The organism is Rossellomorea sp. ABR4_004, assembly GCF_056159585.1.
Genome location: NZ_JBSWVM010000001.1, coordinates 436,925 through 455,380, shown reverse-complemented (window position 1 = coordinate 455,380; position 18,456 = coordinate 436,925). Strand labels below are relative to the sequence as shown.

General features: G+C 41.1%; 17 protein-coding genes. 12 read left to right on the top strand and 5 right to left on the bottom strand.

Translation table 11 applies throughout. From position 1 onward, the window contains the following. Positions 1 to 113 precede the first annotated feature (113 nt). The 3 genes from ACXAF2_RS02540 (at position 114) to ACXAF2_RS02530 (ending at position 4,220) form a co-directional block, all read left to right on the top strand. Positions 114 to 2,039 carry an ATP-dependent DNA helicase gene (locus ACXAF2_RS02540; RefSeq protein WP_475137243.1) on the top strand — a complete coding sequence of 642 codons (1,926 nt, stop codon included), beginning with the start codon at positions 114 to 116 and terminating at the stop codon, positions 2,037 to 2,039. 170 nt (positions 2,040 to 2,209) lie between these two features. After that, positions 2,210 to 3,724 carry a carboxypeptidase M32 gene (locus tag ACXAF2_RS02535; RefSeq protein ID WP_475137242.1) on the top strand — a complete coding sequence of 505 codons (1,515 nt, stop codon included), beginning with the start codon at positions 2,210 to 2,212 and terminating at the stop codon, positions 3,722 to 3,724. A 22-nt stretch (positions 3,725 to 3,746) separates the two neighbouring features. Further along, on the top strand, positions 3,747 to 4,220 hold the full coding sequence (locus tag ACXAF2_RS02530) for a GyrI-like domain-containing protein (RefSeq protein WP_475137241.1): 474 nt from the start codon (positions 3,747 to 3,749) through the stop codon (positions 4,218 to 4,220). A gap of 589 nt (positions 4,221 to 4,809) precedes the next feature. On the opposite strand, the gene ACXAF2_RS02525 is transcribed toward ACXAF2_RS02530, so the two are convergent. Further along, positions 4,810 to 6,456 carry a b(o/a)3-type cytochrome-c oxidase subunit 1 gene (locus tag ACXAF2_RS02525; protein ID WP_475137240.1) on the bottom strand — a complete coding sequence of 549 codons (1,647 nt, stop codon included), beginning with the start codon at positions 6,454 to 6,456 and terminating at the stop codon, positions 4,810 to 4,812. Between the two features lies 1 nt (position 6,457). Next, the gene (locus tag ACXAF2_RS02520) at positions 6,458 to 6,934 is read right to left on the bottom strand and encodes a cytochrome c oxidase subunit II (RefSeq protein ID WP_475137239.1); all 477 of its coding nucleotides are present in this window, start codon (positions 6,932 to 6,934) and stop codon (positions 6,458 to 6,460) included. A 380-nt stretch (positions 6,935 to 7,314) separates the two neighbouring features. Here ACXAF2_RS02520 and ACXAF2_RS02515 point away from each other — a divergent pair, with 380 nt between their 5' ends. Together ACXAF2_RS02515 and ACXAF2_RS02510 are read left to right on the top strand one after the other, a co-directional pair. Then, positions 7,315 to 7,449: a hypothetical protein gene (locus tag ACXAF2_RS02515; protein WP_262371776.1), complete on the top strand. Its 135-nt coding sequence runs from the start codon at positions 7,315 to 7,317 to the stop codon at positions 7,447 to 7,449. Between the two features lie 67 nt (positions 7,450 to 7,516). After that, on the top strand, positions 7,517 to 8,287 hold the full coding sequence (locus ACXAF2_RS02510) for an SDR family NAD(P)-dependent oxidoreductase (protein ID WP_475137238.1): 771 nt from the start codon (positions 7,517 to 7,519) through the stop codon (positions 8,285 to 8,287). 56 nt (positions 8,288 to 8,343) lie between these two features. Here ACXAF2_RS02510 and ACXAF2_RS02505 read toward each other — a convergent pair whose 3' ends face one another. Then, positions 8,344 to 8,793: a chemotaxis protein CheX gene (locus ACXAF2_RS02505; RefSeq protein WP_475137237.1), complete on the bottom strand. Its 450-nt coding sequence runs from the start codon at positions 8,791 to 8,793 to the stop codon at positions 8,344 to 8,346. A gap of 201 nt (positions 8,794 to 8,994) precedes the next feature. On the opposite strand from ACXAF2_RS02505, the gene ACXAF2_RS02500 reads away from it, so the two are divergent. The 5 genes from ACXAF2_RS02500 (at position 8,995) to ACXAF2_RS02480 (ending at position 16,740) form a co-directional block, all read left to right on the top strand. Then, positions 8,995 to 10,065, top strand: coding sequence for a type III polyketide synthase (locus ACXAF2_RS02500; RefSeq protein ID WP_475137236.1), 1,071 nt, complete (start codon positions 8,995 to 8,997; stop codon positions 10,063 to 10,065). Beyond that, positions 10,065 to 10,631, top strand: coding sequence for an isoprenylcysteine carboxyl methyltransferase family protein (locus ACXAF2_RS02495; protein ID WP_475137235.1), 567 nt, complete (start codon positions 10,065 to 10,067; stop codon positions 10,629 to 10,631). Before ACXAF2_RS02500 ends, ACXAF2_RS02495 begins: the two co-directional genes overlap by 1 nt. Positions 10,632 to 11,077: 446 nt before the next feature. Beyond that, on the top strand, positions 11,078 to 14,695 hold the full coding sequence (locus ACXAF2_RS02490) for a dynamin family protein (RefSeq protein ID WP_475137234.1): 3,618 nt from the start codon (positions 11,078 to 11,080) through the stop codon (positions 14,693 to 14,695). A gap of 199 nt (positions 14,696 to 14,894) precedes the next feature. Further along, positions 14,895 to 15,725 (top strand): sulfurtransferase, encoded by an 831-nt coding sequence (locus ACXAF2_RS02485; RefSeq protein WP_475137233.1) that lies wholly within the window; start codon positions 14,895 to 14,897, stop codon positions 15,723 to 15,725. A 115-nt stretch (positions 15,726 to 15,840) separates the two neighbouring features. Then, positions 15,841 to 16,740, top strand: a complete 900-nt coding sequence (locus tag ACXAF2_RS02480; protein ID WP_475137232.1) for a 5'-3' exonuclease — start codon at positions 15,841 to 15,843, stop codon at positions 16,738 to 16,740. A gap of 59 nt (positions 16,741 to 16,799) precedes the next feature. Here ACXAF2_RS02480 and sspL read toward each other — a convergent pair whose 3' ends face one another. Then, a complete protein-coding gene (sspL, locus tag ACXAF2_RS02475; protein WP_427596752.1) occupies positions 16,800 to 16,937 on the bottom strand; it encodes a small, acid-soluble spore protein L in 138 nt (45 codons plus the stop codon). Between the two features lie 107 nt (positions 16,938 to 17,044). On the opposite strand from sspL, the gene ACXAF2_RS02470 reads away from it, so the two are divergent. Continuing rightward, a complete protein-coding gene (locus ACXAF2_RS02470; RefSeq protein ID WP_475137231.1) occupies positions 17,045 to 17,533 on the top strand; it encodes a divergent PAP2 family protein in 489 nt (162 codons plus the stop codon). 34 nt (positions 17,534 to 17,567) lie between these two features. After that, complete coding sequence (locus ACXAF2_RS02465) at positions 17,568 to 17,834, top strand: DUF6123 family protein (RefSeq protein WP_475137230.1); 267 nt, start codon at positions 17,568 to 17,570, stop codon at positions 17,832 to 17,834. A gap of 103 nt (positions 17,835 to 17,937) precedes the next feature. Here the strand turns inward: ACXAF2_RS02465 and ACXAF2_RS02460 are convergent, their stop codons facing one another. Beyond that, positions 17,938 to 18,324 carry a reverse transcriptase-like protein gene (locus ACXAF2_RS02460; RefSeq protein WP_475137229.1) on the bottom strand — a complete coding sequence of 129 codons (387 nt, stop codon included), beginning with the start codon at positions 18,322 to 18,324 and terminating at the stop codon, positions 17,938 to 17,940. Positions 18,325 to 18,456 lie beyond the last annotated feature (132 nt).

The window sequence follows — 18,456 nt, the reverse complement described above, 5'->3', positions numbered from 1 at the left end:
GGAGCGTCTCTTTTCTTTTGTTAAGGCCTTCAATTAAATAAATTACGGTTATCCCTTTTCAATAAGAAAGAATTCTAGTAAATTAGAAATATTGTGTAACGCAGGAGGTCCTCATGAGAAGAAAATTACCATTTGAATTAACCAAGGAGCAATCATTTTATGAAGCATTATCCGACTGGGTCGGTGACGTGTTTTATGATCTATTGCCTGAAAAGGGATTTGATTTACGGGATGAACAGGTATTTATGGCCTTTCAGCTAAATCAAGCCTATAAAAATAAGCAGGTTATGTTTGCAGAGGCAGGTGTAGGTACGGGGAAAACCCTTGTCTACCTATTATATGCGTTATCATTTGCCAGATATACTGGCAAACCGGCTATCATTGCGTGTGCGGATGAAACGCTCATTGAGCAGATTGTGAAAAAAGAAGGGGATATACAGAAGCTTGAGAAAGCACTGGATCTTGATATAGATGTTCGATTGGCGAAGTCCAGAGAACAATATCTATGTATAAAAAAACTTGAAGAAAATACCCCCAAAAACGAGGGGTACCAGGACATATGGGAGGAATTACCGGGTTTTGTACACGATAATTCTTCCATGAGAAGTTTTAGTCATTATGGGGATAGAAAAGAATATGCTCATCTATCTGATGAAGAATGGAATCAAGTTGGCTGGGATTCTCTTCAGGACTGTATGTCTTGTTCTTATCGCCATCGCTGTGGCCTTACCCTTCATCGTGAACATTACCGGGGGGCATCAGACTTGATTATCTGTTCCCATGATTTTTATATGGAACATATTTGGACGAAAGACTCTCGCAAACGGGAAGGGCAACTGCCACTTCTGCCAGAAGCGAGTTCTGTTGTATTTGACGAAGGTCACTTATTGGAATTTGCTTCTCAAAAAGCGATGACTTACCGCATGAGGATGGAGACCCTTGAAGGCTTACTGGAGAAGCTTTCAGCGTCTGATATGAGGGAAGAAACGTTGTATGTCATTGAAGATATCATTCTGGATAATGAAAAGTGGTTCGAACTCCTGGAGAAAGAATCCAAAGGAGAGACTGGTTCTGAGAGACAATACATTTCGCGTTCCGAAGCCATATTACGGCAAGGAAGAGCGCTGACTGAGAAAATTGAAAATCTCTTAAATGAACTTGTCTTTGAATCTGAAATGTATGTCATGGATGATTATTTACTGAAGGTAATGGAAGAGTATCTTGAGCAGATTCAGTTTTCCTTGAAACTATTCATAGATGATGAAAAAGGAATCTATTGGTTGGAAACGTCAGAAGAAGAGCATACCTTTGTAGTGATGCCAAGATTGGTGGAAGAAATATTGAGAGAACAAGTTTTTTCTCAAAATATCCCATTTATTTTCTCTTCTGCCACCCTTTCTTATAGTGGAGACTTCTCTTATGTTTCTCAATCGCTGGGGATTGAAAAATATGAAAGGTTCTCGGTAGAGTCTCCTTATGAATACGAAGACATGATGAAAGCTTTTCTTCCTTCATTGGAAGAAGGCAGGGATTCTAAAAATCAGTATGCCTTTGACATGTTGAAGAAAAATCAAGGGAAGTCGTTGATTCTCTTCTCTACTAAGGAAGAAATGAATGTTTTTAGACAATATCAAAAGCAGCAGGGAAACCAGGGCTGGAATGTGATTTATGAAGGTGACAGGGAGATTAGTGAAACCGTACAGCAGTTCCAGCAGGAAACCTTTACAGTTCTTTGCTCCTATCATTTATGGGAAGGCTTGGACGTGCCTGGAGAGTCACTTTCCCAAGTCGTTATCTACTCCCTCCCATTCCCTCCTAAAGATCCTGTGTTTGATGCGAAACGAAATCATGCTGAAAACTCAGTGGAAGAAGTGGATATTCCCTACATGCTCCTTCGGCTGAGACAGGGAATTGGTCGATTGATTCGGACGAGCGAGGACAAAGGAAGCGTTCATGTTTTGGTTAACGGTCATGAAGCAGCACATAAACAGTTGGTAGAATCCGTATTACCAGTTGGAATTGAAGTGTTGAATTCATAAAGTGTTGAAAGAGCCGCCTGAATTGGGCGGTTTTTTTCTGTATGAAGAGACATCTCCTCTTCGACTACTATGACTTCTCTAATCGTCTCTCTATCAATCTTTCTAACCCAAGTTGCCAGAAAAATATGATAAAATAGATTGAATGTTAAAAAAAGGGGGCTATTTTTAGAATGAAAGAATCAGTAATAGAAATAAGAGATCGTTTCCATGATTATGTAAAAAAAATGTCTGCCTACAACGAAGCACTTGGTTTGATGTTCTGGGATTTACGGACAGGTGCTCCGAAAAATGGCGTTGAACAACGATCTGAAGTCATCGGGATGCTTTCATCTGAGCTTTTTGAAATGTCGACCTCAAATGAAATGGCTGCATACCTGACTAAACTGTCGCCAGAAATGGAAAAATTGGATAACATGACACAAAAGCTGTTAGAAGAGTGTCAAAAAGAGTATGATCGGAATAAAAAAATTCCCGCTTCTGAATATAGGGAATACGTGGTGTTACAATCGAAAGCTGAAGGTGTATGGGAAGAAGCCAAAGAAAAAGCGGATTTCTCTATGTTTCAGCCCTATTTAGAAAAACTGGTTGCATTTACGAAACGCTTTATTGATTATTGGGGCTACGAAGGTAACAAATATAATACGTTACTGGATATGTATGAGCCAGGTGTAACCGTTGAAGTGTTAGACAATGTATTTGGCGACCTTCGAGATCAAATTGTCCCGCTTGTACATAAGATTTCCGAATCGGAACATAAGCCACATACTGATTTCCTCTTTGAACACTTTCCAAAGGATAAGCAAAAGGATTTCAGCTTAAAGATCCTTGAGCAAATGGGGTATGATTTCAACTCAGGGAGATTGGATGAGACGGTCCATCCATTTGCGATTGGTTTAAACCCTGGTGATGTTAGGGTAACAACTAAATATGACGAGAAGGATTGGAGAACAGCCGTGTTCGGGACAATCCATGAAGGTGGACATGCTCTGTATGAGCAGAACATTTCCAAGGATTTGATTGGTACGCCACTATGCACTGGAACGTCTATGGGGATTCATGAATCTCAATCTCTGTTCTATGAAAACTTTGTAGGAAGAGATCATTCTTTCTGGAAGCATAATTATTCATTACTGAAGGATTTCTCTTCAGGACAGTTTGATTCCGTTGAACAGGACGATTTCTATCGGGCAATCAATGAATCGAAGCCATCCTTAATCCGAATCGAAGCGGATGAACTAACGTACGCGTTACATATTATCATCCGGTATGAAATAGAAAAGGGATTATTTAATGATGAGATTGACGTGAAGGATCTACCTGAAATCTGGAATCAGAAATATGAAGAGTACTTGGGTATCCGCCCTTCCCATAACGGTGAAGGTGTCCTTCAAGATGTTCATTGGGCCGGTGGGAGCTTCGGTTACTTTCCGTCTTATGCATTAGGATATATGTACGCTGCACAGTTTAAACGCGCTATGTTAAAAGATCTTCCTCATTACGAAGAGCTGTTGGAAGAGGGGAATCTTGCTCCCATCAGAGAATGGCTGACAACAAACGTCCATCAGTGGGGCAAGATGAAAAAACCGCTGGAAATCATCAGGGAAGTGACCGGAGAAGGGCTTAATGCAAAGTACTTGGCCGACTATTTAACGGAGAAGTATTCAAAGGTATATTCCTTGAATTAACGAATACATTGGAGGCAAAATCATGGAAGTTAACGTTGCATCATTAGAGGATAAATTGCTTGTTGGAATAGGCTGGACAGGTCCGTATGGAAGAGGGGCTGAGATCCCGAGACTATTCACTAAGTTTCTACAGATGATCCCATCCATTCACCATATCAATGGAGATGAAGATGAATGCATATACGCTCCTTTCCATGACAGAGCGACTGATTTTACGTATTATTGTACGGTAGAGGTTGATCGTGTGGAAAAGCTTCCACCAGGGTTAGTGGAACTGTCTCTCCCTGCAGGCGTCTATGCTCACGCTCTTTATGAAGGGCTGTCAACGGAAGTAGAACAAGCATACTTTTCGATCTTTCATTGGATTAAGGAAAATGGGTATGAAAAAGACTACTCCAGACTGAGTGTCGAGAAGTATCTATCTCAGGATAGAGAGATCAACGAAACGGAAGATAAGCGGAAATTAGAGTTGTTTGTTCCAATTAAAGAGAAATAGAAAAGAGGCTGCCCGAGGCAGCCTCTTTTCTATTAGTATACATTTAGTTATTTCGTTCCTGCCCAAGCCGCCTCCGCTTTTCGCGATGTCCAGCTCCAGGTCTTAGAGGCTCGAGGTCATAAGCCAAGTAACCCAAAAAGGCAAAGAGAGCCTTTCCGGGTTACTCGTCTTATGCTTGTCGCCCCAGGGCGAGCCGCCTCCGCTTTTCGCGATGTCCAGCTCCAGGGCTTAGAGGCTCGAGGTCATAAGTCAGCCCCACCAAAAAGGCAAAGAGCGCCTTTCCGGTGGGGCCGCCTTATGCTTGTCGCCTCTGGGCAAAGCCCTTCCGCTTTTCGCGATGTCCAGCTCCAGGGCTTAGAGGCTCGAGGTCATAAGTCAGCCCCACCAAAAAGGCAAAGAGCGCCTTTCCGGTGGGGCCGCCTTATGCTTGTCGCCTCTGGGCAAAGCCCTTCCGCTTTTCGCGATGTCCAGCTCCAGGGCTTAGAGGCTCGAGGTCATAAGCCAAGTAACCCAAAAAGGCAAAGAGCGCCTTTTTGGGTTACTCGTCTTATGCTTGTCGCCCCAGGGCGAGCCGCCTCCGCTTTTCTATTTACCACAAACGATATCCCTTAGATGCAGGAGGAGCATTTTGAATCATGTCTATGAATGGAACGGTATAGGCAACGAGAATGAGAGCTGCTAAGATGGTTAACCAAATCCTCCAGTTTTCAAGAGCCATTGGTGTTTTCTCAGCGGCTTCAGCTTTTTCACCGACCGGGAATTCTTCCTCTCCTTTAGGTGCGAAGAATGCCAGATTGATAAAGATGTATAGAACCAGAATGATACCTATAAAAAGGATCGTCCCCCCGATGGCTTGTGCGATTTGATATGGAATCCATTCAAGGGCTTGCGGTGCGTCCCCATAAGTTGAAAAGGAGGATCTTCTTGGGGCTCCGAGTAAGCCGGCAGCATGCATGGCACCTGACATGATGCCCATTCCTGCAGACCACACAATGGCTTGCACGATCGCCAGCTTATTCATTGCTTTCGTCAAGACGCGTCCTGTTAAATGAGGTACGAGCCAATAGGCAATACCGAAAAACGTTAACACAACAGAGGTAGCCAAGGTTAAGTGAAAGTGACCGGTCACCCAGATGGTGTTATGAACAACCTGGTTCATCTGGTTCGATGCATTGATTAATCCACCTGCTCCTGCAGGGATAAAGGCAACCATGCCGATAAATGGCACTGTAAAGCGTGCATCTCCCCATGGTAACTTTTTAAACCATCCAAACAATCCGGTTGCTCCTTTTGATCTGCCGTACATTTCAAAGGTTGCGAACAGAGAAAATGCAGTCATCAAGGAAGGGATGACAACCATAAAGGTAAGAACAACCTGTAAAAACTTCCAATACGCGTCGATTCCCGGTTCCACTAATTGGTGATGAAAACCAACCGGGATAGAGAATAGGAGGAACAATATAAAGGAAAGTCTGGCTAACGAATCTGAAAATATTTTTCCGCCAATGATTTTTGGAATGATGACATACCATGCCATATAGGCAGGCAGCAGCCAAAAATATACAAGGGGATGACCGAAATACCAGAATAATGTTCTGCTAACAAGTACATCTACCCGATCAACGAGACCAAGAGACCAAGGAAGTAGCTGGAATAAAACGGTTCCAGCCACACCAATGGTGGCGACAATCCATAAGACGGTATTGATGATGGCCATGAATGTTAACAGAGGGCTTGGTTGTCCAGGGTTTTCTTTTCGCCAGCTTACATATTTGATGATCATGCCGGCTCCGCCCAACCAGCTTCCAACAACGACGAAGGTCAACCCTAAGTAGAATATCCAGTGGGCCTGCAAAGGAGCATAGAAAGTGTAAAGTACAGTTGCTTCATTTAATAGAATCATAACAGCGGCCATGATTGTGCCGATAAGCATAACCCAGAAGCCTAACCAGCCAAACAAGCGGGATTTCCCGGAATAGGTGCCGGAAGTTCGCGAAATGGCAGCATGCTGGAATCCTAAGATGAAGAAAGTGGTCAATACTAATCCCAGTAATACACCGTGAACCGTTAACACCTGATAATAGCCGATCCCTGCAGGCAATGTGAACTTTCCTGACCTTACCAGCACTTGTAATAATCCTGCTAATCCTCCTAGAACCAAGGCAATAAATCCTACATAAATATGTGCCATCGCCAATGTAGCATCTCTTTTATCAATCCTTACAAATTGTTTCATTTTAGTCCACCACCTTAATCATAGATTTCATTGTGTGATGACCTACACCACAATATTCATTACAGACAACGAGAAATTCCCCTGACTTATCAAGGGTTGTAGTATATTCACTAACAAACCCTGGTTCAAGCATCATATTAATATTTGTTCCTGCAACTTCAAATCCGTGAACTACATCTTTTGTTGTGGCGATGACCTTAAGAGTAGATCCTTTTGGTATTTCGATTTCCCCGGGCGTGTAAAGAAAGGCAGATGCGACAAACACTAATTCGTAATCCCAAGCCTTTCCCTCTACTTTCTTCAACCCCGGCTCGTTAAAAGGCGAGGTTTTATCCACTTGCTCGGGATTGACGTATGCCTTCGCGCTTGGAGGTTGATGTCCTTGGTGAAAAGCACTGATGCCTAAAATAATTAAAAATAAAATAAGAGCCCCTGTTCCTAACGTTAACCACCATTTTTCATAACGATGCATGTGCATGTATACCACTCCTTCAGTATTAAAAACGATTTAAAAATAGGATGAATACCCCTAGCCATGTAAGCACTAAAAATCCGCCTAAAAACAGGACGGAAGTAAAAGTGCCTTTTAAAGAAGTAGACTCTTCGACCTTAACCTCTGTTTTTTGATGAAATTCCGGTTTCGGCATATATCTCATTCCTTCCATTCATTGGATGATTGATTTTGTTATCACTATCATAAAGGTGTAAACCGCTATGAATCTGTGATAAATGTCACAGGTTACTTGAAATATTGTGAAAAAAATGTGAAGTCATGAAGGGATTGGCCCCTCAACTGGTTCACATCTGTCAAGAATGTGCATAGAGTGTATGAGTGGGCAATTTATGGGAGGCTATTCGATGGAAAAATATTATTGTAAACAATGCTGTCAGATATATTCTGAGAAAACGGTTTGTCCTCAATGTCACATTGATGTCGAGGGGAAAATCAATATTCATGTTCAAAATGGACAAGGAAATAAGAAAAACGGTTAAAGTTTTATCAATAAAAGGACTGTGTTAATATATAGAAGATTCAAATAATGGGTAAGGTGGTGTGAGGATGTATTTACCTTCATTTTCATTAAACGATAAATTGGCAGTGGTCACCGGGGCAGGCCGTGGAATTGGACGAGCTCTCAGTATTGGTTTAGCAGAAGCAGGAGCGGATGTTGTCCTGCTATCTAGAACGCGGAATGATTTAGAAGATGTGGCAAGTGAAATAGATAAGCTGGGTAGAAAATCATATATCATCCCTACAGATATAACATCAAGGGAAGAAATTCGAAAAGCGATTGCTTACATAGAAGATCAAAAACGTTCCATTGATATTCTGATTAATAACGCAGGAATGAATATCCGTTCAACTGCCCTTGAGGTTACGGATCAAGAGTGGCAAACCATCATGGATACAAATTTAAAATCCGCTTTTATGATGAGTCAGGAAACAGGTAAACATATGAAGGAAAAGAAGCAGGGGAAAATCATTAACATAGCGTCTGTTGCTGGTCATGTTGCCTTACGTACGGGGGTTGTGTATGCTTCGACGAAAGCAGCCATGATTCAAATGACGAAGGTTTTAGCCATGGAATGGGGAAAATACAATATCAATGTGAATAGTATCGGGCCTTGGTATTTTAAAACACCATTAACGGCAGAATTATTGCAAAATGAAGAATATGTAAATGATATTTTGGCCGTAACACCTTTAAAAAGAATCGGTGAACTGGAAGAACTTGTGGGACCGGCTGTTTTCCTATCCTCGGATGCTTCGAATTATGTAACCGGTCAAACCATTTATGTAGATGGCGGCATGACGATTCAAGGTTTCTAAACATTAAAAGGCTAACCAACATACTTGAGGTTAGCCTTTTATCTATTTCAGGGCAATTATTCAATCATTAGAATCACTAAGAAATGTCCCACATTCTCAATGACTATGGGCAGCTTTAGGGCTTTTTCGAACCCGTACATTTTTGATTGACCAACAATGACGGTAGGGGGAGTGATGTCCAGGGTATGGCCGGCTTGAGCTAATAGAGTTGCAAGGTTGCCTGCAATCATATTTCCTAATTCACCTGCAAAAGATTCAAGCATTTCTCCTTCTAATGGCATACCGAACATTGAAGCCCCCAGGGAACGAAAGCACTCTTCTTCACCATCTAGAATCATTCGGCCCCTTACATCCCCGGTAATTCCAATGAGTACACCGATTTTATGCTGACTAAAGGGCTCAGTCAATAACGAGGGCTGTAAAACGTCAATGTATAAGGGGATCACCCCTTTAATGGCTTCAATTGAACTATTTAAAATATCTGTTACACTTCTCGTTAAAATCATGTCGTATCCTCCGCTATTTTGTCACTGTAATCATACCATAATACCCGGTACTAAAGATGTGTAATTTAGTATTATTTTCATAATAATGAACTTTTTGGAGGATTTAATCACTCCTTTTGTAAAAGAAGAGGAATCCAATACATGATTTTTGAGTGGATGGAAAAGCTATCCTTACATGGAAGTGTAAGGAGTGATTTGATTATGCCCAAAATTCTCTCAGTCGAAACCGAGATTCCCCCTGTGAAAATTACGCAAAAAGAAGCGGCAGAATTTGCGAAACAGTTGTTTTCCAAAAATTTTAAAGATATCGGACGTCTTCTCTCCGTGTTTGAAAATGGTGAAATAGACAGCCGTTATTTCGTAAAAGATATCGACTGGTTCTCAGAAGAGCATACCTTTCAAGAAAAAAATGATGAATTCATTCATCATGCAGTTGAATTAGGCAGCAAAGTTGTTAAGAAGAGCTTATCCCGACATCAACTTACATTAGAAAATATTGATGCGATTATTACGATATCAACCTCAGGGATAGCGACACCAAGTCTCGAAGCGAGAATCATGAATCATCTGCCATTCTCACCTCATGTAAAACGAATACCAATTTGGGGATTGGGGTGTGCAGGTGGAGCGAGTGGATTGTCACGTGCCTATGAATACTGTTTAGCATTTCCTAAAGCGAATGTCCTCGTCCTTTCCATTGAACTTTGTTCTCTCACCTTTCAGCATGGAGATCGGTCAAAGAGCAATCTGATTGGTACATCGTTATTTGCGGATGGGGTGGCTTGTGCCGTTATATGTGGTGATGATAGTCCAGTGCTTAAAGGCATTTCGCATCCTTTGCCAACCATATTTGCCACTCAGTCGACACTGCTCCGGGATTCCCTTGATGTGATGGGGTGGGAAGTAAAGAATAATGGACTGTATGTGGTGTTTTCAAAGGATATTCCAACACTTGTAAGGAACTGGCTCCGTCCGAATGTGGAGGGATTCATCAACGATAATGGTCTTAGGCTTGAAGACATTAACCATTTTGTAGCTCATCCCGGCGGCAGGAAAGTAATTGAAGCCTATCAGGAAGCTTTAGGGATTGATGAAAGTATGACCTCTGAATCTATGAAGGTATTGAAGGAATATGGGAATATGTCTTCTGTAACCATCTTGTATGTGCTGAAGGAATTTATGAATAAAGGCTGTGAGCGTGGAGATATAGGGTTAGGTACCGCTTTAGGACCTGGATTTAGTTCAGAGCTGCTTTTGATGAGGTGGGAATGATGCTCTATTTCATTCTGTTTTTTTTCGTACTGATGATTCAAAGGTTTGTGGAGCTATTCATTGCCAAGTCAAATGAAAAGTGGATGAAGGATCAGGGAGCTAAAGAATATGGAGAGTCCCATTATAAAATGATGGTTGCCATCCATATAGCGTTTTTTGTTTCTTTATTAATAGAAGGAGGGATCTTTCATAAAGGAGTTAATGCCTATTGGCCGCTCCTGTTGACTGGTTTTATCCTAACCCAGCTGGGAAGAATATGGGTGATTTCTTCCCTCGGGAAGTATTGGAATACGAAGATCATTGTGCTTCCGAACGCTGAAGTGGTCGCGAAAGGTCCTTATAAATATTTGAAACATCCTAATTATTTTATCGTTACATTGGAATTCTTAGTTGTGCCATTGCTCTTTAATGCTTATTGGACACTTTTTATCTTTGCACTATTGAATCAATTCATTCTCTCTATCAGGATTCCATTGGAGGAAAAAGCCCTCCGGATTGAAACCGATTACGAAAGGATTCATCTCCATACAAAAGGCTGGATTCCCCTATTCAAAAAAGAAAAATAATTTTCTTATTGAAAATGATTATCGTTTTTGATAAGATTCTAATTGAAGATGAAAATTATTCTCATTTATATATTAACAAAAGGGTGGGGACTAATATGGTATGGTTTCTGATCGTATTTACTGTAATAGTGTATGGCTTCATGATGAAGTATGTTTTATCAAATGTGATGAAGGATTCAGCAAATAAAAAGAAAATATCTTCATACCAGAAAAACTCAAAAACTTTTGTTCATTCAAACCTGATTGCAACCGACACAACGCGATAGATACATAGCCTTCTTCTCCGGAAGAGGGCTTTTTTGTTTTTTCACTCAATACAACATCTGCATATACTGATACCGTTATCATTATTTCCTTTGCTTGATATGATTTCATAGAGAAATTGAGATAAATACGATAAAATAAAACCGTTACCATTTTTCTGAAAACAGAAAGGAACTAGTATAATGAGTCAGATAAAGCATAAAAGTACACAATTACATAATACATTGCAACAACTTACAGCCTACCACGATCGGTTCCTTCAATCCGGAGACGACGAGCGGGCTGCAAAGGTAGAAAGATTAGCGGAGAAATTACACAACCATGAATTGATTCTAGCCTTTTGCGGCCATTTCTCTGCAGGGAAGTCAACGATGATCAATTACTTAATGGGAGAAGAAATCCTCCCGTCTAGTCCAATCCCTACCAGTGCAAATTTAGTAAAGGTGCACCATGCACCAACGGATTTCGCAAAAATTCATTATCATCATTCCCAAAACCTATACTTTCAGGCACCGTATGAGTTTGCCACCATTAAGGACTTTTGCAAAAACGGTGAGGAAGTATACTCTGTTGAAATAGGTCGTAGCAAAAGTGAGATGCCGGAGGGTGTCTCTATTTTAGATACACCGGGTGTAGACAGTACGGATGATGCCCACAGACTATCAACGGAATCGGCCATCCACCTCGCCGACGCCGTCTTTTATGTGATGGATTATAACCATGTTCAATCTCAGGTGAACTTCGAGTTCACAAAGGAAATGATCCGTCATGGAGTCAAGCTGTATCTCATTGTAAATCAGATTGATAAGCACCAGGAGGAAGAATTGTCATTCAGCGACTTTAAAGAAAGTGTAGAGAATTCCTTTGCATCTTGGGGTGTTGTACCCAATGGGATGTTTTTTACAAGTCTAAAAGCCCCACATCATCCTCATAATGATCTTGAGAAATTAGAATCATTGATTGAAGAGCAGGTGAAGAAGAAAAGTGAACTGATTGAAGCTTCTGCAGAATCGGCCATCTCCCAATTGAGGTCTGAGCATGAAAAGTGGTATGAGGAAGAACTCGGAAAAATCGAGGAAAAAGGAAGAAACATCTTGACACCTGAAGAATGGAATGACAAAGACTCCCTTCTTCTGACTGAGAAAAGCTTGATTGAAACATTAGCCAGAGGAAACGTAAAAGTGATAAAAGAGAATTTTGAGGAAGAAAGAAGGGAAATTCTCAAAAATGCGTATTTAATGCCGTTTGAAACGAGAGAATTAGCGAAGGATTTTCTGGAAAGCACACAATCAGACTTTAAAGTAGGATTTTTATTTTCAAAACAAAAAACAGAAGACGAAAAAGCTGTCAGGATCCGGAAGTTTAAAGAAGATATAAATACACGGATTGAATCTCAATTAGAATGGCATCTGAAGACATTGGGAAAAACCATGGAGAAAGAATACATTCCTTCATCAGACCAACGCTTGAAGTGGGATCAATTATCTCTTGAAGTGAATGAACAATTCCTCATCGATATGATCAAACCTGGTGCAGGAATAACGAGTGATTACGTTCTCCAATACTGTGATGATCTTTCTGAAGAGTTAAAGAGGAAAGCCAGGGCCTATACAAATGATTTGATTGAAGCAGCGTTGAATGAAATTAAAAGCACCTCTTCAGAAGAGAATTCAACTTTAGAGGAAGAACTTAAGGAACTCCAAAAGAAAACAGCATTCATCTATCAATGGAACGCATTGCATGAAGAGAAGGTCACTCAACTTGGAAAGTTAATGAGTGTTAAAGTCGAGCAAAGTCAGGCTGATCTTGTGATCAAACAATGGATAGAGAAATGGAAAGCAACAGCGGAAGATTATATTACTGCTCCTGACATGGAGACTGCGCAGAAAGAGAAAACAATTCGAACGAGGGAAGAGTTTTCGCCGAAGTCACAACAAGACCAACAAGCTTCTATTGAAGAGGTTATCGAACGTTTAGAAACGATGACCCGTGTATTCAGGAAATACAATGGTTTTGGAAAGACGGCAGATTTATTAGAAGGAAAGAAAGAGCGACTGTCCAATCAATCCTTTACCATCGCATTATTCGGTGCGTTTAGTGCGGGGAAATCATCATTTGCCAATGCACTATTAGGGAAGAAAATACTCCCGGTGAGTCCGAATCCGACAACGGCCTCCATCAATCGAATCAATCCCGTATCAGAAGTCGGTGAGCATGAGACCGCTCATGTCCAAATCAAGACGTACGACCAGCTATTTCAAGACATTGTTCATTCTCTATCCTATTTCAATCGCAGTGTTTCAACACTGGATGAAGCTATGGAGGTTGTCCCTGCTTTAACGAGTGAAGGCAGCGGTAAGGAAAATGTACACCTTTCATTCCTGCAGGCTTTTTATAATGGTTATCCGACCTTTAAAGAAAGTCTTGGAATGACAAAAATGGCCAACCTTGAAGAGTATAGAGGATTTGTAGCCAATGAAGCTCAAGCTTGTTTTGTGGAGTCCATCGATCTTTATTACGATTGTGAGATCACTAGGCAGGGAATCACACTCGTCGATACACCAGGAGCAGATTCAATTAACGCACGTCATACGGGAGTAGCATTTGAATATATCAAAAATGCCGATGCGATCCTATTTGTGACCTATTACAACCATGCTTTTGCCAAGGCAGACCGTGAATTCCTCATTCAATTGGGCCGGGTGAAGGACACGTTTGAATTAGATAAAATGTTCTTTGTCGTCAATGCCATCGATCTTGCAAGCGACGAGGAGGAAAAGAATGAAGTGATCGACTATGTGGAGACGCAGCTGATTCAATATGGAATCCGTTTTCCAAGGATCTTTGGGGTATCTTCTCTCCAGGCTCTAAGAGAATCAGATTCTGAGAAGTCAGGAATGGATCTATTTAAGAAGGAATTCAAAACATTTATACAGAATGAATTAGTAAGCATGAGTATTGAGTCCGCTCTCAGTGAGTGGGATAGAGGCCTGAAACGATTTAAACAATATATTCATACAGCTTCAAGTGATAAAGCGTATAAGGAAGTACGCAAACAGGAGCTGAACAGTGCAAAGGTTGAGGTTCGCTCACTTATCGATGCCAAATCCGTACACCCACTTGAAGTCGAAATGCAGCAAGAATCAAAGGAACTTGTCTATTACGTGAAGCAAAGGGTATTTTTCCGGGTATCCGATTTTTATAAGGAAGCCTTCCATTCAGGAATATTTCTGCAATACTCCAACCAATCCCAAGCGATAAAGGAAGGATTGAAGGAATTTCTTGTAAGTGTCGGATTTGATCTGGCGCAGGAAATGAGAGCAACTTCCCTTCGCATTCAGCAGTTCATTCAGAAAGTACTGAGTGAGCAGTGGCTGGTGCTTGAAGAAATGATTCAACAGGTGGAGAAAGAACTCGTATTTTCTCCTCAGGATTACAAAAACGAAAGTACCATTGAATTTGAGAACGCATTTAAACAAACAGAGCTGCGACTATTCAAAGAAGCCTTTTCTTCATTTAAGAATCCTAAGCATTTCTTTGAACAAGGCGGAAAAAAGCTTGTTCAGGAAAAATTGGAAGAATTACTTCAAGTGCCTGCAGATCGCTATTTAGAACAGGAGCAGGTACGGCTGGAAGATTGGGGAGTTTCGTATTTAAACAGAGAGTTTGATACGCTTAAAGAAGAAATGTTGATTCAGGTGATGGAGCAGATCAATTCAAATATAGATGCATTAGAGACCGTTCAGGACCTGAACAAGCTAAAGTGTGATTTGGAGCAACTCGAACAGATTCAAGCTTAAAGAAAAGAAGGAGGAAGGTCGTGGCGAATACTTATCATTGCTGTGCAACTTGTATTCACATTCGAGATGTCAAGACTGATCAGAAGACCTCCTATTTCTGTTCCCGCCTGGGCTATGAAACCAGAACCACTTATCAATTCTCTTGCTGGGAACCTAAGGAGGAAGTACTGGCATTAATGAAGAAGAGGGGGATAATATCATGAAGGCAATTATCGATAAGGATTGGCTAGAAGGTCATATTCATGATGAAAATCTAAGAATCATTGATTGTCGTTTTTCTCTGGGAAACCCGGCAGAGGGTAGGGAGAGGTACAAAGAAAGTCATATTCCGGGAGCCGTATTTTTCGATTTGGAAAAGGATCTATCAGGATATGTGAAAAAGCATGGGGGGCGCCATCCGCTTCCGAATATGAAGAATTTTTTGCGCAAGATTGAGGATGTCGGTATTGATAATGATACAACGGTAGTCATTTATGATGAAAAGGAAGCTGCCTTCGCTGGCCGGTGCTGGTGGCTGTTCCAATACATCGGACATGAGAAGGTATATATCTTAAATGGTGGTTTTGCAGGTTGGAAAAAGGCTCTGGGGAAAACAGAATCGACCGTCCCTGTGTACCCTTCAAAAAGTTATCGTCCAAGCTTTAATGAAACGATTGTGGCTTCTCTGGATGAGGTGAGGAGTATTGCAGATGGGGATCGAGCCACTTCTTTAATCGATTCCCGCAACAGGGAAAGATACTTAGGCAAAGAAGAACCGATTGACCGCATACCGGGTCATATTCCTGGAGCCACCAATCTTCCGTGGACCGAGGGTGTGAAGGATGGATATTTTATTCAAGGAGAACAGCAGAATGACCGCTTCGCTGATCTTAATAAAAATGAGCCAGTGATTGTCTATTGCGGTTCAGGTGTAACAGCGACTCCTAATTTCATTTCTCTTAAGGAAGCAGGCTTCAATCATGTGAAACTTTATGTTGGAAGCTACAGTGATTGGGTGTCCTATGAGAATCACAAGGTGGAGAAGGAATAAAATGCGAATAGCTAATTGGAAATGGTTCATCACTTTTCCAATTAGCTATTTATTCGTATATGTTATACTTTATAAAGTGAACAAAAACGAGAATGAGCGATGAGGAGTGTAAGAATTGAATAATAAAAATGAGCATTTATTACTTATAGATGGTATGGCACTATTATTTCGATCTTTTTTTGCAACAGCCGTAACGGGTCAATTCATGATGAACTCAAAAGGACTTCCCACTAATGGAGTTCAGGGGTTTATGAAGCATTTACTAATGGCGGCGGATCATGTAAAGCCGACACATATCATAGTATGCTGGGATATGGGGAGTCAGACATTTCGTAATGAAGTATTCAATGACTATAAATCGAATCGAAACGCACCACCTGTTGAACTGATTCCTCAATTTGATCTTGCAAAAGAGGTGGCAGAAGGATTCAACCTTTCGAATGTTGGTGTAGTTGGTTACGAAGCAGACGATTGCATTGGGACTCTTGCCAAAATTCATCAAACCGATCGAAAAGTATCCGTTCTGAGCGGTGACCAAGATCTCCTGCAGCTATTGGACGACAATATTGACATTATGCTTCTGAAAAAAGGCTTTGGTAACTATCAAACCTATACGAAAGAGATTTTTGTGGAAGAGAGGGGAATTACTCCTCAGCAGTTTATTGATGTGAAAGCATTAATGGGTGATACAAGTGATGGATATCCCGGGGTAAAAGGGATCGGAGAGAAAACGGCACTAAAGCTGATTCAACAATATAAGGATATCTCAGGTATTCTCGAGAACATGCACGAGTTAACCCCATCTCAACGGAAAAAGATTGAAGCCGACCTTGACATGCTTCATGTGTCAAGAAAGTTAGCCGAGATTCACTGTGGGGTGCCCCTATCTGTTTCGGTAGAGGACGCTCGGTGGAATAACGTAGCTCACGAAACTCTTTCCTTCGTGGACGAATTAGAATTAAAGGTGCTTAGAAGATATTTAGTAGGTTCTAATGTGATGGTTGCCACAAGCTAGCCATTTATAGGGGTGTCAGGGATCCGTTTGGCCCCTGACCTTTTTTTATGTGGAAATGCTTACTTTGTATTCGATTTCTTAGCCGCATTTTCCAATTGGCTCTTCGGCTCCATGGCAAATTCTGCATCCTGTGATATTCCTTGTGGATTCACGCTTTTGGCATTTTTACCTTTGTTTTTGTTATTCCCTTTTGTCATACCGAAACCCCTCCTTTTCTGTCATCATTATTATTTTGGCTATGTTCATAATAAATATCCTATGTGCAGAGAAATTTAGGACAAACTAATGACAGGGAGGTGTAAGGGTGAATAAAGGGATTGTTACAGCACTTATCAGTATAGCTCTCGCACAGGGTCTGAAGATACCACTGCACTTTTTGAAAAAGAAGGAATGGAAGCCTGAGCTGTTCTTCCAAACCGGGGGAATGCCAAGTTCTCATAGTGCAGGGGTTGCTTCGTTAACAACATTTATTGCTTTAAAGAGGGGGGTCAGAACCATTGACTTTGCTCTTTCATTTATCTTTGGTCTAATCGTCATGTACGATGCACAAGGAATTCGTAGACAAACAGGTGAACTGACCCTTAAAGTGAATAGTTTGGATGAGCTCGTTCGCAAAGCTCATGATAAAGAGGCGGTAGAATTCGAAGAGAAAAAGCCTAAACGGCTGAAAGAAATGCTGGGACATCAACCTCAAGAAGTAGTCGGAGGAGCACTACTCGGTTCATTTATGGGCTACATGGCCTTCCTGTTTTCTAAAAAGGATAGGCAAAAGAAAAAAAATTCTGTAAGATAAGAGAAGACAAAGTGGCGATAAGGTGAGGAGAAACGTGAAAAAGACAACAGAAGAATTTCTCATAGATCTTGAAAACAAAGGCTTCAAATTTCAAGAAGACGCAATTGGCTTCATCTATTTTGGTAAAAAATACACAGATGCCCCGGATGAACTGGTCAATAGCGCCATTGAAATCACATTAAAAGCTCAAAAACAATTCGATAGCAGTTTTTATATGTCTATATTAGAAAGACTTCATTCCCAAAACATCCCATCTCGAAAAGAAGCGCTCAGGTGGATGGAGAAACAGGGCTTGGCCTAAGACACTTGACCACCAAAAATGATTGTTTCTTTTTTGGTGGTCTTTCCTATTGTCTACTCATAAAAAAATAGGATAGCCACCAATCGGCCTCCCATTTCACTCTTTAGTTCAGATGAATGGCTTTTCGTGCCAGCTCATCTGCAGCTCTATTTTCCTTACTGGGTATCCACTTTACGAAGAAAAGATCGATTTGCTTGGTCAAGTCCAATATATCATCGAGCAACTGTTTATATTGAATATTCTTTACAAACTCTTTCTCAATCGCATGAACGACAGCTTGAGAATCACTTTTCAGCCAAACGGTATCAGCACGTTTTTCTAAACAGATCTCCAGAGCTTTCCTGCAGGCCATAAATTCAGCCTCATGATTATCCATGCTCCCTAAAGGAATGGAGTGTTTTTCCACTTTTCCGTTGTCTTTAATAAATATACCGGCTCCACTTGGCCCGGGGTTACCAGCACTTGCTCCATCAATATTCACTTCGATCATATGTGTTCACCTCAACGTACATCTTTAGAATAAGTTTATAGTAGCATATAAAATAGAGGCAGGGAGAACGAAACCATATTTCATCCCTCCAATAATAGAGCCTGGGGAAAACCAGTTCCCCAGGCCCCATTC